The 14,903-nt window shown below is 64.4% G+C and carries 10 protein-coding genes; 6 read left to right on the forward strand and 4 right to left on the reverse strand.

Annotation, left to right across the window (positions count from 1 at the left end):
- Nucleotides 1-42 precede the first annotated feature (42 nt).
- The 5 genes from I7X09_RS18545 to I7X09_RS18570 all read left to right on the forward strand — a co-directional run bounded on the left by I7X09_RS18545 (nt 43) and on the right by I7X09_RS18570 (nt 4,267).
- Nucleotides 43-675 (forward strand): TetR/AcrR family transcriptional regulator, encoded by a 633-nt coding sequence (locus I7X09_RS18545; protein ID WP_234036624.1) that lies wholly within the window; start codon nt 43-45, stop codon nt 673-675.
- Nucleotides 672-1,526, forward strand: coding sequence for an alpha/beta fold hydrolase (locus I7X09_RS18550; RefSeq protein ID WP_200313255.1), 855 nt, complete (start codon nt 672-674; stop codon nt 1,524-1,526). Before I7X09_RS18545 ends, I7X09_RS18550 begins: the two co-directional genes overlap by 4 nt.
- Before the next feature lie 58 nt (nt 1,527-1,584).
- Nucleotides 1,585-2,802, forward strand: a complete 1,218-nt coding sequence (locus tag I7X09_RS18555) for a DUF222 domain-containing protein (protein ID WP_234036625.1) — start codon at nt 1,585-1,587, stop codon at nt 2,800-2,802.
- A gap of 100 nt (nt 2,803-2,902) precedes the next feature.
- Nucleotides 2,903-3,265: a DUF3817 domain-containing protein gene (locus I7X09_RS18565; RefSeq protein ID WP_020908283.1), complete on the forward strand. Its 363-nt coding sequence runs from the start codon at nt 2,903-2,905 to the stop codon at nt 3,263-3,265.
- Between the two features lie 105 nt (nt 3,266-3,370).
- Complete coding sequence (locus I7X09_RS18570; protein ID WP_200317917.1) at nt 3,371-4,267, forward strand: tetratricopeptide repeat protein; 897 nt, start codon at nt 3,371-3,373, stop codon at nt 4,265-4,267.
- Nucleotides 4,268-4,285: 18 nt separating this feature from the next.
- Here I7X09_RS18570 and I7X09_RS18575 read toward each other — a convergent pair whose 3' ends face one another.
- From I7X09_RS18575 to I7X09_RS18585, 3 genes are read right to left on the reverse strand one after another with little or no spacing between them, the layout of a single operon-like run.
- Entirely contained in the window at nt 4,286-5,734 is a 1,449-nt protein-coding gene (locus I7X09_RS18575) for a neutral zinc metallopeptidase (protein ID WP_095973024.1), read from the reverse strand.
- Entirely contained in the window at nt 5,734-7,935 is a 2,202-nt protein-coding gene (glgB, locus tag I7X09_RS18580; protein ID WP_200313256.1) for a 1,4-alpha-glucan branching protein GlgB, read from the reverse strand. The genes I7X09_RS18575 and glgB overlap by 1 nt, the downstream gene beginning before the upstream one ends.
- Complete coding sequence (locus tag I7X09_RS18585; RefSeq protein ID WP_095973096.1) at nt 7,935-9,959, reverse strand: alpha-1,4-glucan--maltose-1-phosphate maltosyltransferase; 2,025 nt, start codon at nt 9,957-9,959, stop codon at nt 7,935-7,937. The genes glgB and I7X09_RS18585 overlap by 1 nt, the downstream gene beginning before the upstream one ends.
- Before the next feature lie 225 nt (nt 9,960-10,184).
- Between I7X09_RS18585 and glgP the strand changes: the two genes are divergently transcribed.
- Nucleotides 10,185-12,785 (forward strand): alpha-glucan family phosphorylase, encoded by a 2,601-nt coding sequence (gene glgP / locus I7X09_RS18590; protein ID WP_200313257.1) that lies wholly within the window; start codon nt 10,185-10,187, stop codon nt 12,783-12,785.
- Between the two features lie 67 nt (nt 12,786-12,852).
- On the opposite strand, the gene I7X09_RS18595 is transcribed toward glgP, so the two are convergent.
- The gene (locus I7X09_RS18595) at nt 12,853-14,901 is read right to left on the reverse strand and encodes an ATP-dependent DNA helicase (RefSeq protein WP_200313258.1); all 2,049 of its coding nucleotides are present in this window, start codon (nt 14,899-14,901) and stop codon (nt 12,853-12,855) included.
- Nucleotides 14,902-14,903 lie beyond the last annotated feature (2 nt).

The raw sequence follows: 14,903 nt of genomic DNA on the forward strand, positions 1-14,903 counted from the left end.
GACACTTGTAATTTCGATACGCGTATCGCTATTGTTGTCAGCATGGTATCCGAATCCGCCAGCTCTGCAAGGGCCGGTCGACCAAAAGCATTGAGTCACAGACAGATTCTCGATGCCGCGGCAGAGATCGCCGATACGGGGGGCCTGGATGCGGTGTCATTTCGAGTGCTCGCCGAACGACTCGGCATATCGCCGATGTCCGTCCACCGCACAACTGGTGGCATCGACGCCTTGAGGCGAGATCTGATCTCGACTCTCGTAGGCGAAGCCGTCTCGTCGATCGACTGGCCGACCGACTGGCGCGGGGTTGCCCGCACGTTCGCCTACGGCCTCCACGATCTCCTGATGCGCCATCCCCTGGTCCTGGAAGCCCATCGGCAGGCATCACTGGAAGCACCCGGGGCCGACGATACTGCCCACCGAGTCGTGAACGCCCTTTCCTTGGCCGGCCTCGAGGACGAACAGGCCACGTACGCGTACGGCGCGCTACACGATTTCGTCACCGGACACGTCGCAATTCAATTGGGACGCGGCACTTTCGACAGTGCACCGGCCGATCGGCGCGAGGCATCGGTGTTCGCGCTTCATCACGATCCCACCCGAAGGTTCGAGTTCGGAGTCGCCGTCATCCTGGACGGTGTGGCGTCGATCGCGCAGCAAGGAAACACACCATGACGAGCAGCGTGACCACAACCGAAATTCTCGACGCCTCGGGGCGTCGCATCGCATTCTGCGAGTACGGCGATCCGACTGGCCACCCGGTAGTCGTGGCCCACGGATCACCTGGCAGCCGATACGAGGGGCTCTCACTCCACAACGCGGCTGCGACGGCAGGCATACGGCTGATTGTCCCTGATCGACCCGGCTTCGGACGCACGGATCCATACACGGACAAGGGATTTCATTCCTGGGACGACGACTACGTCACCCTGATCGATCACCTCGAGGTGGACTCGGCCACATTGATGGGTTTCTCCGGAGGCGGCGGTTACGCGCTCGCAGTCGCTGCAGCCGTTCCCGAACGAGTCTCGAAACTGGTGCTGGCGTGCGCGATGATCCCCGGGGCGCCGCGAGATACCGTGCGACGCAGAATAAAACTGGTATCCGCGCTGTATTTTGCCGCCAACTGGGCTCCCCGCATGGCCGGCGCAATGCTCGCGGGAACCGGAGTGTTCTCCAAGCTACGCAGCGACTCCGTCTCGATCTGGCCGGCCGCCGATCAAGCTGTCATGACCGACGAGTCGCAGCGTCCCGCTCTCCAATTGGATTCATCCGAAGGGATCGCGCAGGGCGGGTCAGCTGCGGTTGTCGACTTGGCTCGGTATCGCCACGAGATGCCAGGATTGTTTCAATCCATCTCGGTACCAACGGTTTTCCTACACGGAACCGAAGACGGAAACGTACCCATCGAAGTAGCCCGCTGGGCACACTCTTTGATCTCCCACTCACGCCTCGAAGAAGTCAGCGGGGGCGGTCATCTGTTCGTAGTCGCGGACCCCACCCCACTGATTCGCGCCCTCAGATAATTCCCCTTGACTCGAACGCATGTTCGAGTATGCTTTGGGTAGGGGATCGGGGGATTCAATGAGTGTCTATCTGTCGGACGTGGTGTCTGGTTCTGCGGTGGGGTTACGCGGACGCCTTTGGCAGTTGACGGCTGCTGAGTTGCGGGCTGCTGCGGTGTCGGCGAGCGCGGAGATTCTGCGTCTCGAGGCGGTGCGGGTGGCGGTGGTGGACGAGTTGTCGGTGCGTCCCGATGATCAGGTGATCGCCAGCCGCGGAGTCGGTGCGTGGTTGGCGTCGAACACGATGCTGCAGGTTCGGGACGGGAAGAAGATCGCCGCGTTGGGTGCTGCGCTGCGGCCGTTTCCGGCGGTGGCGGCTCGGTTCGATTGCGGGGATTGCTCGTTCGAGCACGCCGCGTTGATCGTGGCGTTCTGCGAGTCACCACCAAAGGGAATGCCGGACGAAGCGCTACCGAAGTGCATCGACTTGTTGTTGGCTGCCGCGTCCGGTGTGGAAGCAACGACCACGAAGGTCCGGAACGTCATCGCGACGTTGGAGCGAATCTTCGAATCCGATGAAATTCCACCCGCCGAAGACGTCGACCGCAACGAGTTGAGGATCGCCTCGACGTTGAGTGGTCGAGTGGTGGTGCGTGGCGATTTCGATGCCCTCACCGGCGAAATGCTGTTGTCGGCGTTGTCGAATCTGACGATGCCCACCCCGGCACCCGATGGGACGCCGGATTCTCGGTCGGCGGCGAAGCGGACTGCGGACGGGTTCACCGAACTGATCCGCCGGTATCTGGACTGCGCCAAGACCGGCATGGATGGTGGTCAGCGGCCGCACGTGAACGTTCACATCAATGCCCGGGATCTGGCCGAGCACCGGGACTGCGCCGCAACACCAACTGGTGATGGCGGGTCTGTGTCGGATCTCGATGTGGGGCACATGCCCTGGCTGGGACCACTCTCGGTATCGCAGACCAGGCTCCTCGGGTGCGACTGCTTCCTCTCGACCGTCTTGCTCGATGATCACGGGGCGCCGTTGGATGTGAAACCCGGGAAACGGTTGGTCACCGCCGAACAGAGAGTGGCATTGATCGCGAGAGACAAAGCCAAGGTCAACGTCAACGGCGGCGCCATCGCCGTCGGACACCCCCTCGGCATGTCCGGCGCCCGCATCGCCCTGCACCTCGCCCTCGAACTGCAACGCCGCGGCGGCGGCATCGGCGCAGCAGCACTCTGCGGCGGCGGCGGACAAGGCGACGCACTCATCATCCGCGTCCCCAAGGCCTGAGCGTCTCAATACACCTGAACCAGTGCTCTCGCTCAGCGGCGCCCCGTGGTTTTCCTCACACAACTACGGGGCGTCGTAGTTGTTCGGGCACAATGGCCTCATGGCGAACATCTTTGACGTATCCACTCCCGCGAAACGCTTCCGTCTGGTGGCGTGGTGGGAAGCTGTGACCTGGGCGGCTTTGCTGGTTGCCATGTTCTTCAAGTGGGTCCTCGGACACGAAGAAGCGATTCGCATCCCCGGAATGGTCCACGGAACCGCCGGCTTCCTGGTGTTCATCGTTGTTGCCCTCCTGACCGCGTGGTCGCTCAAGTGGGACATCAAGACCACGATCCTTGCGCTGATCTCGAGCGTTCCGCCGTTCGGCACCGTCATATTCGAGCGCTGGGCAGTGCGAAACGGCAAGCTCGGCGAACTGTCCACGGAGTTCGAGGCATCCAAGGGAAACGCTGCGCTCGTCTGAGTGCTGCATCCCTCTACGTAGCTCCGCGCGACTCGTGACAAACTGGGAGTCGTGACTCGACCAGGTTCCAGGCCCCCCGCGCGTTCGTCCGCAGTTGCTGCCGCCATGAGCGGCGCAGTCGACTTGTCCGCCTTCAAAGAGCGGGCCACGGCCCCACCACCGCCGCGTAACACCAGCGGCGACGGGGCCGTTTCTGCTGTCTCCGGGGCAGTGATCGAGGTGACCGAGGAGAACTTCGAAAGCGAAGTCCTGCTCAAGTCGAGCCAGGTGCCGGTCATCGTCAACATCGGTGGCCGCGCATACGAGCCCTCGGTCGTGTTCACCGAAGTTCTCGAATCATTGGCCGCGCGTGCCGGCGGCAAGTGGATTCTTGCCAACGTCGACGTCGACGTGAGCCCTCGTATCGCGCAGGCGTTCGGCGTCCAGTCGGTGCCGACGGTTGTTGCCGTCGCGGCAGGTCAGCCATTGGCCGATTTCCAGGGCGCTCAGCCGGAGGCGCAGCTCAGTCAGTGGTTCGACGCAGTGCTCCAAGCTGTCGAGGGCAAGTTGAGTGGGCCTGTGCCCGACGGTGACGAGCCGGTGGAGGACGTCGAGGATCCTCGCTTCGTCGCAGCTGAAACCGCGCTGGACGAGGGCGATCTCGACGCCGCCATCGCTGCGTACCAGGTGATTCTCGACGCCGAACCCAACAACGTGGAGGCCAAGAGCGCTGTCCGCCAGGTGAAGTTCATGGCTCGGGTTCAGGGCGTCGATCCCGAGTCGATTGCGGCCGCGGATGCTGATCCGTCCAATCTCGAATTGCAGTTCGCTGCGGCCGACCTGGAAATGTTCGCCCAGCAACCCGAGGCGTCGTTCGCCCGCTTGATCTCGGTGGTCTCGCGAACTGCCGGCGACGACAAGGCTGCTGCTCGGACGCGCTTGCTCGAACTGTTCGAGCTGTTCGATCCGGCAGAACCGATCGTCATAGCGGCCCGACGTAAGTTGGCTTCCGCTCTCTACTGACGTGTGGACCGGCAGCCGCTACTCCGTGTAGCGGCTGTCGCACACTTCCCGGCCGCCGAGTACACCGGTCCGGAACGCGTCGACGCGCGCAAACCCACTCGGAACCGTCTCACCGTTGACGTCACTGGCGGCGAGGCCGTCGGTCAGCAGCCCCGATACGGCTTCGTCGAGGTCGCCGGGGGAGAGTGTGACCTGTGCGCCGGACGCCGCCGCGTTGGTGGGACTGAGCGCTGCGGTGATGACGCCGGACAGGCAGGCGGCGCGCAAGGCAGTCTGCGGGGTGTCGAGAGATTGGCCGTTCTCCTTCTGCATCGCGAGGGTGTACCTCGACGCGAGCAGGACGTAGGCGTTGTAGTCACCGGTGATGTTGGTCTGGATCAACTCACGTCGCCCGACGCGACCCGGCGTGCCGCGCTCGGCAAGGTCGTCGACGCTGATTCCGATGGTGTTCGTCGACGGGCAGTAGGACACGGGTTCGGTCGCAACGGCATCGCTGCACCCGGTGTCGGCGCCGGTGAACACGACCTTCGGCGGCTCAGGTAGATCGAAGATGGCCTGGAAGGTCTTCACGAACTCGTCGAGAGTTGCCTCGGTGACGGGCAGTTCTCCGGAATCGTTGCCTTCGGCGAACTGCTGTGGGAGGTCTGCGCGTCGTGACTCGATTTCGTCGGCGTCCATCTTCGCGCAGGCACCGGCGCCGTCGGTGAAGCCGATCTGAGTGGCGGTGACGCGCTCGAAAGCCGAACCATGATGGCTCTCAGGATCATTAGGGTCTTCGTCGCGGATGGCGACGGCCGACGCCAACACCTTGTTGAGTCCGTCGGAGGTGTTCATCGTGAAGTGTGCGGCCTTGTCCTCCGCGACGTGCCGCAGGAAGGCACCACCGAAACAGTCGGCTTGCTGTTCTCGCACCAGGGCCGCATCTCGTTTACCGCCGACGATCCCGGCTTTGCGTTGAACCGCGTGGCCGTACTCGTGCGCAAAGATGAACGCGACGGCCACTTCGCCGAACTTCTCTCGAACCTCGGGCAGCAGCAGTTCGCGATCCCAACCGATGGTGTGATCGATGCTGCAGTACCCGGCGTTGATGAGTTCTTCGGTGGTCTCCTCGCAGAAGTCCGGTCCGTTCGATTCGGTGGGGTCCCACGAGATCAGCTCGTCGACCGGCTCGAAGGGCTTGTCGAACAGAGCCGGGTACTCGGCGGCCCAGTAGGTTTCGATGTCGGTGATGGCGTTGGCCGCCAGGGCGTCGATGTCCCCGCCGTCGGTACCGGTAATTGCTCGGTCGGCATTGGGGGCTCCCGGACGCAACCCACTTGGTCCCGCTGTCGCGTCGAGTCCGGCAACACGGAACGGGTCGTGATAAATCGAGACGGCGTGACCGTTCGTTCCGCCGGCACAACCGGCGAGCAGTGCGGCCACTGCCAACAGTGACGACGTGACAATGACTACTCGCCGGCCGACCATCAACGCTCCAGACATATCCAAATCGCTCCAGCAGCTGGCAGCGCCACCTGTGCGGAGGCTGGCCGACCGTGCCACGAACGCGACGTTGCCGTGACCGCTCCGAGGTTCCCGACTCCGGAGCCGCCGTACACCTCGGCATCGGTGTTGAGAATTTCCACCCATCGGCCGGGCTCTGGTAGCCCGACGCGGTAGCTCGAGTGCTCACTGCCCGAAAAGTTGAACAGGCAGGCGACAATCGAACCGTCAGTACCGTAACGCAGAAAACTGAGGACGTTGTTCTCGGTGTCGTTGGCGTCGATCCAGGAGTATCCACCGGGCGAGGTGTCGAGGGTCCACATTGCCGGATGGCGTCGGTACGCGGAGTTGAGATCGCCGACCAGTCGCTGGACGCCGCGATGGAGAGTGCCGGTGTACTGATCGTCGAGCTGCCACCAGTCGAGGCCGCGTTCTTCGGACCATTCCGCGCTCTGGCCGAACTCCTGTCCCATGAACAGCAGTTGCTTGCCGGGATGCGCCCACATGTACGCAAGCAGTGACCGAAGACCGGCCGCCTTGGCGAAGTCGTTGCCGGGCATCCGGGTCCACAGAGTCCCCTTGCCGTGCACCACCTCGTCGTGGCTGATCGGTAGCAGGTAGTTCTCGCTCCACGCGTACATCAGCGAGAAAGTGATCTCGTGATGGTGGTAGGTCCGGTGCACCGGGTCGTGACCGAGGAACCCGAGGGTGTCGTGCATCCACCCCATGTTCCACTTCATGTTGAACCCGAGGCCACCGACATTGGTTGCCCGAGTGACTCCGGGCCACGCCGTCGACTCCTCGGCGACGGTGACGACACCTCGATGGTTCTTGTGGACGGTTGCGTTCATCTCCTGCAGGAACGCAACGGCTTCGAGATTCTCGCGGCCACCGTGAATGTTGGGAGTCCACCCACCTTCCGGACGTGAGTAGTCCAGGTACAGCATCGATGCGACGGCGTCGACGCGCAGTCCGTCGATGTGAAACTCCTCGAGCCAGAAGAGCGCGTTGGCGACGAGGAAGTTCCGGACCTCGCGGCGGCCGAAGTCGAATACGTATGTGCCCCAGTCCAACTGCTCGCCGCGTCGCGGATCGGCATGCTCGTACAGGGGAGTTCCGTCGAAACGGGCCAGCGCCCACTCGTCCTTGGGGAAATGCGCGGGTACCCAGTCGACGATGACGCCGATTCCTGCGGCGTGCAGGTGGTCCACGAACCACCGGAAATCGTCGGGCGTGCCGAAGCGGGACGTCGGTGCGTAGTACGACGTGACCTGGTATCCCCACGATCCGCCGAACGGGTGCTCGGAGACCGGCAGCAGTTCGACATGGGTGAATCCGGTTGCGGTGACGTACTCCGCCAGCTGTTCGGCCATCTGCCGGTAGTCGAGACCGGGGCGCCACGATCCGAGATGCACCTCGTACACACTCATCGGCGACTGCGAAGGGTCGACACCTGCACGGGTTTCCAGCCAGGCAGCGTCGTTCCACACATGGGAACTGGTGGTCACCCGCGAGGCCGTCGCCGGTGGAACCTCGGTACCGAACGCCATCGGATCTGCCTTGTCGCGAACCGAGCCGTCGTGTCCGTGGACTCGGAACTTGTACAGCGAACCGACTGCGATGTCGGGCAGGAAGATCTCCCAGACTCCGGTGGAGCCGAGGACGCGCATGGGAGCGAATTGCCCTCCCCACCCGTCGAAATCGCCGACGACGGTCACACCGCGGGCGGCCGGAGCCCAGACGGCGAACGAGGTACCGTCGACGGGTCCGTCCGGCGTTTCGTAAGAACGCGGGTGTGCACCGAGGATGTCCCACAGGCGTTCGTGTCGACCCTCGCCGAACAGGTGTAGGTCGAGTTCGCCGAGGGTTGGCAGGAATCGGTACGGGTCAGCCGCGAGAACGGTGTGTCCACCCGGGTACGTCACCGAATAGCGATAGTCGATCAGGTCGGGATAGGGGACCAAGGCAGCGAAGATGCCGTTCGAAACATGTTCGAGGGGAAAGCTTTTGCCGCCGATGACTGCGCTGACGGACTCGGCGTGGGGACGCAGCGCTCGCAGAACGGTCCCGTCGGCGTGGGGATGTGCGCCGAGGACGCTGTGTGGATCGTGATGTTCACCGCGTGCCAGCAGATCCAGATCGTGACTGTCCGGGGCGATACCCGAAGGGGACTTGTCTGTTGGCATCACTTGCCTCCACTCGCGCGGTGCGCGTTGCGTGCTTGGTAGGCCAGAGAGATCCGGGCCGGATACGGAACGGGTGGGAGCGCGAGGATGTGCGCCACCGAACGCCAGGGCTCGAGCCGGACGAAATTGGCCTGGCCCCAATTGAACTGCTCACCGGTTACTTCGTCGAGCACGGTCATGTGGTCGTGCCACTCGCGTCCGAGTGCCGGCATGTCCAACCAGACGGTGCCCTCCTCCGCCGCGAACGGGTTGAGGTTGATCACCGTCAGGACGGCGTCGCCGGTCGAGGCGTCGAACTTCGAGAACGCGATCAGTGCGTCGTTGTCGATGTGGTGAAAGTGCAGGTTCCGCAGCTGCTGCAGTGCGGGGTGTGCACGCCGGATGCGGTTGAGCGCGGTGATCCACGGTTCGAGCGATTCACCTCTCGCTGCTGCTTCGGCGAAACGGCGCGGACGGAGTTCGTACTTCTCGGAGTCGAGGTATTCCTCGCTGCCGGGGCGAACGGCTTGGTGTTCGTAGAGTTCGTAACCGGAGTAGACGCCCCACGTCGGCGCCAGCGTAGCGGCGAGAGCTGCTCGTAGAGCGAACATTCCGGGCCCACCGTGCTGGAGGGATTCGTGCAGAATGTCCGGGGTGTTCACGAAGAGGTTCGGTCGGGCTTCGTCGGCCTTCGCCGCCAACTCGTTGCCGAATTCGGTGAGTTCCCACTTCGCCACTCGCCAGGTGAAGTACGTGTACGACTGGGTGAATCCGCGTCGCGCCAGGCCGTACATGCGTGCCGGACGGGTGAATGCCTCGGCGAGGAACAGGACGTCGGGGTCGGTCTTCTTGACCTCCGAGATCAGCGTCTCCCAGAAGTTGGGCGGTTTGGTGTGCGGGTTGTCGACCCGAAAGATCTTGACACCGGCGCTGATCCAGTGACGGACGACTCGCAGGATCTCCTTGTCGAGGCCGCGAGGATCGGTGTCGAAGTTGATCGGGTAGATGTCCTGATACTTCTTGGGTGGGTTCTCGGCGTAGGCGATGGTGCCGTCGGGAAGGACGTTGAACCACTCCGGATGCTTCTTGGCCCACGGATGATCCGGGGCGCACTGCAGTGCGAGATCCAGTGCCACTTCGAGATCGAGCTTGCGAGCGGTGGCGACGAAGGCTTTGAAATCCTTGAGGGTGCCGAGCTGAGGGTGGACTGCGTCGTGCCCGCCGTCGACCGAGCCGATGGCCCAGGGCGAACCGACGTCACCGGGCTCGGGGGTGAGGGTGTTGTTGCGCCCCTTGCGATTGATCTCCCCGATGGGATGGATCGGCGGTAGGTAGACGACGTCGAAACCCATTGCGGCGATGCGGGGCAGGTCCTCGGCCGAGGTGCGGAACGTGCCGTGTTGCGGGACCCCGTTCTCGTCCCAACCACCCGTCGAGCGGGGGAAGAACTCGTACCAGGAGCCGAACAGTGCACGGTTGCGATCGACGACGACGGGGTGGGACTCGCCCTTGGTGACCAGCTCTCGGAGCGGAGTGGCGCGGAGCAGTTCGGCCACGTCGGAGGCGAAGGCCGGAGCGACGCGAGCAGTCAGCGCCTGATCGCTGCGCAGCGACGCCGTGACGGCCTCGAGTCGGGACCTGTTGCCCCGCGGCACCTCGTGCGCGGCCTGTTCGAACAGGCGCGCACCGATTTCCAGGTCGTTGGCCAGCTCGACAGCGCCCTGCCCGACGGCCAGCTTTGCTTCCACCGCGTGCTTCCAGGTGGCGATGGGATCGCTCCACGCCTCGATCCGGAACGACCACATGCCTTCGGCGGACGGCGTGAACACCGCGTCGACGGTGTCCGGTTCGGTGCCGGGATCCATCGGAATACGCAGCGGCTTGGTTCCGCGCGGACCACGCACCACCAGAGTTGCGGAAATGGCGTCGTGGCCTTCTCGCCACACGGTGGCATGCACCGGAAAGACTTCACCGACCACGGCCTTTGCCGGATAGTTACCCGAGATCTCGGGTACCACGTCGTCGATACCGAGGCGTCCTGACACGGGAAGCTCCAATTCTGGTGATGGATCGCGGTAAAACTTTCTTTCGCCGGTTCAACCGTAGTGGGTGTCGCGCCACGGTGCTGATAACGGCGAAGCCGCCAGGCTGATAACGGCGAAGCCGCCGGAGCGCTGATAACGGCGAATTCGGGTCCGTCGGTGGTCAGGTCGGCTCGGACGTGAGGTTCCACCAGACAGAGTGCAAGGAACTCGACTAGGGTTCGCGGGGTGAAAGCCTTGCGTCGGTTCACTGTCCGAGCCCACCTTCCGGAGCGCCTTGCCGCGCTCGGCCCCCTGTCCACCAACCTTCGTTGGTCGTGGCATCCCGAGACACAGGATTTGTTCTCGCGACTCGACCCCGAACTCTGGCAAGCAGTCCAGTTCGACCCGGTCCGGATGCTCGGGGAAGTCGACCCCGCCCGGCTCGACGAACTCGGCAGCGACGAGGCATTTCTCGGTGACCTCGACACTGCAGCAGCCGATCTCGACGCTTACCTGAGTACGCCGCGCTGGTATCAGTCCCAGCAGGCCAAGGGCACGTCGTTGGCCGGCGGAATCGCGTACTTCTCCATGGAGTTCGGGGTCAGTGAGGTTCTGCCCAACTACTCCGGTGGATTGGGCATCCTTGCCGGTGATCATCTCAAGGCCGCGTCCGATCTCGGGCTGCCGCTCATCGGCGTCGGACTGCTCTACCGATCCGGGTACTTCCGCCAGTCGCTGACCGCCGACGGTTGGCAGGCCGAGCACTACCCACCCCACGACCCTCAAGGGTTGCCTCTTCGTTTGCTGACGGACGCAGGCCCGGCCTCCGACGACGGATCTCCGGTCGTCATTCACGTGGCCATGCCCGGTGGCCGTGTGCTTCGTGCGCGAGTGTGGATCGCTCAGGTCGGCCGAGTGCCGTTGCTGCTGCTCGATTCCGACATCGCCGAGAACGACGTGGACCTTCGCGGCGTCACGGACCGCCTCTACGGCGGGGACCAGGATCACCGCATCAAGCAGGAGATCCTCGCGGGTATCGGCGGCGTGCGCGCGGTCCGCGCCTACACCGCGGCTTACGGATTGCCCGATCCCGAGGTGTTCCACATGAACGAGGGGCATGCCGGATTCCTCGGTATCGAACGGATTCGCGAACTTGTCACCACCAGTGGTCTGGACTTCGATTCCGCTCTGGCCGCGGTTCGTGCCGGAACCGTCTTCACGACGCACACCCCGGTACCTGCCGGAATCGACCGCTTCCCGGCAGATCTGGTCCGTCATTACTTCGGCGGCACGAACGGCGAGAACGAATCGACGTTGCTTCCTGGCCTGACCGTCGACCGCATCGTCGGGATGGGGCGCGAATCCGATCCGTCGATCTTCAACATGGCGCACATGGGCCTTCGTCTGGGGCAGCGCGCGAACGGCGTCTCGAAGTTGCACGGCATCGTCAGCCGCGACATGTTCAACGGACTCTGGCCGGGATTCGACGCCGACGAGGTGCCGATCGGTTCGGTCACCAACGGTGTGCACGCACCGACGTGGGCGGCGCCGGAGTGGATGGACGTGGCCAGGCGGATCGTCGGGCAGGAGCAACTCGAAGAAGCGCGCGGGTGGGAGCGCCTGCACGAGTTGTCGGCCACGGAACTGTGGGAAACACGTAATGCGTTGCGCGGTAAGTTGGTCGACGAAGTTCGTCGTCGCGTCCGGGCATCGTGGCTGGAACGCGGCGCGACCGAGGCTGAACTCGGCTGGACCACTGGAGTTTTCGATCCCAACGTTTTGACCGTCGGATTCGCCAGGCGCGTTCCGACGTACAAGCGGTTGACGCTCATGCTGCGTGATCCCGAGCGTCTGCGTGCGATGTTGCTCGACGAGCAGCGTCCGGTGCAGTTGGTGGTGGCCGGTAAGTCGCACCCCGCCGACGACGGTGGCAAGGCACTCATTCAGCAGGTCGTACGGTTCGCCGACGAAGCGGATGTCCGTCACCGCATCGTCTTCCTGCCCGACTACGACATGTCCATGGCCCGCTACCTCTACTGGGGCTGCGACGTGTGGCTCAACAACCCGCTTCGCCCACTCGAGGCATGCGGTACTTCCGGCATGAAATCAGCGCTCAACGGTGGACTCAACCTCTCCATTCGTGACGGGTGGTGGGACGAGATGTACGACGGCGAGAACGGGTGGGCCATTCCGACGGCCGACGGTGTTCTCGACGACGTGCGGCGTGACGATCTGGAGGCCAGCGCCCTCTACGAACTTCTCGAGCACGCGGTGCTGCCGACGTTCTACGACCGTGATGCAGCCGATCTGCCGACGCGCTGGGTCGAGAGGGTTCGCCACACCCTCGAGAATCTGGGCCCGAAAGTGTTGGCATCACGCATGGTTCGTGACTACGCGGTCGACTACTATGCCCCTTCGGCGGAATCAGCTCGAGCGGCAGTGGCGGATGATTTTGCCGGTGCGCGTGAGGTGGCCGAGTTCCGTCGCCGCATCGAATCGCAGTGGCCGTCGGTCGCCGTCGAGCAGGTGGACGGTTCCGGCCTGCCGGACACTCCGGAGATCGGTGCGACCATCTCGTTGACGGCCAAGGTCCGCCTCGGCGGCTTGTCGGTCTCGGATGTCGAGGTTCAGGCAGTTCTCGGACGCGTCAGCCCGGGCGAGGAACTCACCGACGTGGTGACGTTCCCGATGACACACTTCGGTGCCGAGGACGGAACCGAGATCTTCGAAGCCGAGGTCGCCCTTCCGGTCTCCGGCTCCGTCGGCTACACCGTACGGGTTCTGCCACATCACCGGTTGTTGGTCAATGCGTCCGAACTCGGATTGGTGACCACACCGAACGTCTGACGTTGTGCTTTCTGCCCCGGGCCGTTCGGTCGGTACCGGGGCAGAATTGTGCCCGGGTGAAACTCGGTCAGGGACGCGAGTCGCGGATGCGGGTGAGTGCCTTGCGGACGACTTCGGGGTTGGTCGTCTCCCAGAACGGAGGCAGTGATGCGCGAAGGTAACCCGCGTACCTCGCCGTGGCCAGACGCGGATCGAGCACGGCGACCACGCCCTTGTCGTCGGTGCTGCGAAGCAGACGGCCCACGCCCTGTGCCAGGAGCAGCGCCGCGTGATTGGCCGAGACGCTGAGAAAGCCGTTACCGCCATGGGATTCGATGGCTTGCTGGCGGGCCATCAGCAGTGGGTCGTCCGGGCGCGGAAACGGAATCCGGTCCAAGATGACGAGGCTCAGCGACGGCCCCGGAACATCGACGCCCTGCCACAGGGACAACGTGCCGAACAGTGACGTGGGTTCGTCCTTGGCGAAGGCCTTGACGAGGGTGCCGGTGGCGTCGTCGCCCTGGCACAGGATCGGTGTGTCGAGGCGTTCGCGCATGGCCTCGGACGCGGCTTTGGCGGCGCGCATCGACGAGAACAGTCCGAGGGTGCGTCCGCCCGCAGCCTCGACAAGTTCGGCGATCTCGTCGAGATAGACCGGGGAGAGGCCGTCGCGGCCGGGCGTGGGCAGGTGGCGGGCAATGTAGATGATGCCGGCCTTGGCATGGTCGAACGGCGACCCGACGTCGAGCGAATTCCAGCGGAAAGCCGAAGCGTCGGAAGGGGCTTCGGTTCCGATGGCGGTACCCGAGTCGGGGCGCGCGGACGATTCGGCGGGGAGACCCCAGTTGACGGCGAGCCCGTCGAACGATCCGCCGACGGTCAGTGTCGCGGAAGTGAGAACGACGGTGGATTCGGCGAACAGTCGTGAGCGCAGCAACCCGCCGACCGAGAGCGGAGCCATCCGGACGGAGCGCCGCACCGATCCGCGGAACTCGTCCGAGGACAGCCAGACGACGTCCGTGCGCTTGGCCGGGTCGGGTTCGTCGAAAGCAGTGAGAATGCGCACGGCGCTGTCGTGGACGTCGTCGACGGACGAGAGCGCGGCGTTGCGGGCGGCAGCGGCTTCGGGGTCTGCGGCCGCCATACCCGGTTTGGCCGGGCCGATAGCGGTGCGCAGCGACCAGGCCGCGTCGCGGATCGCGGCCAGTGCGGGCGCCGCCCCGTCCGGGAGGCCTTCCCATCGACCTGGCCGTAATTCTTCGAGGAGCCCCGCCCAGCCCTCGCCGGCAGCTTCGAGTCGGTCGGCGTCCTGTTCTTCGGCGATCTTGCCGCAGCGCCTGGCCGCGGCACTGATCGAGGCGGCAGTGAGATCAGCCGTGGCAACGCCGGTGACGCGGTCGACCAACTCGTGGGCCTCGTCGATCACCACGACGTCGTGGTCAGGCAGGATCTGGATGCCGGTGATGGCGTCGATGGCGAGCAGTGCGTGGTTGGTGACCACTACGTCGGCCTTCGACGCCTCGACTCGGGCACGCTCGGCGAAGCAGTCCTCACCGACCGGGCACTGGTTCTTGCCGATGCACTCGCGGGAGGTGACGCTGACCTGCCGCCACGCCTGATCGGACACGCCCGGCACCAATTCGTCACGATCACCGGTTTCGGTGTCGGAGGACCATTCGGTGAGGCGTACGACCTCCCGGCCGAGACGCGAGACCGTGAACGGATCGAACAACTCGTCCTCGGGTGGCTGCTCGGACGCGCCGGTGTGGATCTTGTTCATGCACAGGTAGTTGTTGCGGCCCTTGAGGATTGCGAACTCGGCGCGTCGGCCGAGTGGCTTCTTCAGTGCGTCGGCGAGCCGCGGCAGATCTCGATCGACGAGCTGACGCTGAAGCGCGATGGTGGCGGTGGACACGACCACGGTGCGTCCCGATTCGACCGCGTGGCGCAGGCTCGGAACGAGGTAGGCGAGCGACTTACCGGTACCGGTGCCGGCCTGGACGGCAAGATGCTCGCCGGTGTCGATCGAGTGCGCCACGGCGGACGCCATCGTCAGCTGACTGGTTCGTTCGGCACCGCCGAGCGACCGCACCGCTGTCTGGAGCAGTTCGGGAACGTTCGGGAGTTGATCGGCCACCC

This window comes from Rhodococcus sp. P-2 (genome assembly GCF_016598535.1).
Lineage (GTDB): Bacteria > Actinomycetota > Actinomycetes > Mycobacteriales > Mycobacteriaceae > Rhodococcus_F > Rhodococcus_F baikonurensis.

Excerpts from the sequence above, each read along its gene's own strand:
- I7X09_RS18550 (WP_200313255.1), top strand. The coding sequence starts at position 672 with ATGACGAGCAGCGTGACCACAACCGAAATTCTCGACGCCTCGGGGCGT.
- I7X09_RS18575 (WP_095973024.1), bottom strand. The coding sequence starts at position 5,734 with ATGGTCGGCCGGCGAGTAGTCATTGTCACGTCGTCACTGTTGGCAGTG.
- I7X09_RS18565 (WP_020908283.1), top strand. The coding sequence starts at position 2,903 with ATGGCGAACATCTTTGACGTATCCACTCCCGCGAAACGCTTCCGTCTG.
- I7X09_RS18555 (WP_234036625.1), top strand. The coding sequence starts at position 1,585 with ATGAGTGTCTATCTGTCGGACGTGGTGTCTGGTTCTGCGGTGGGGTTA.
- I7X09_RS18570 (WP_200317917.1), top strand. The coding sequence starts at position 3,371 with ATGAGCGGCGCAGTCGACTTGTCCGCCTTCAAAGAGCGGGCCACGGCC.
- I7X09_RS18545 (WP_234036624.1), top strand. The coding sequence starts at position 43 with ATGGTATCCGAATCCGCCAGCTCTGCAAGGGCCGGTCGACCAAAAGCA.
- glgB (WP_200313256.1), bottom strand. The coding sequence starts at position 7,935 with ATGCCAACAGACAAGTCCCCTTCGGGTATCGCCCCGGACAGTCACGAT.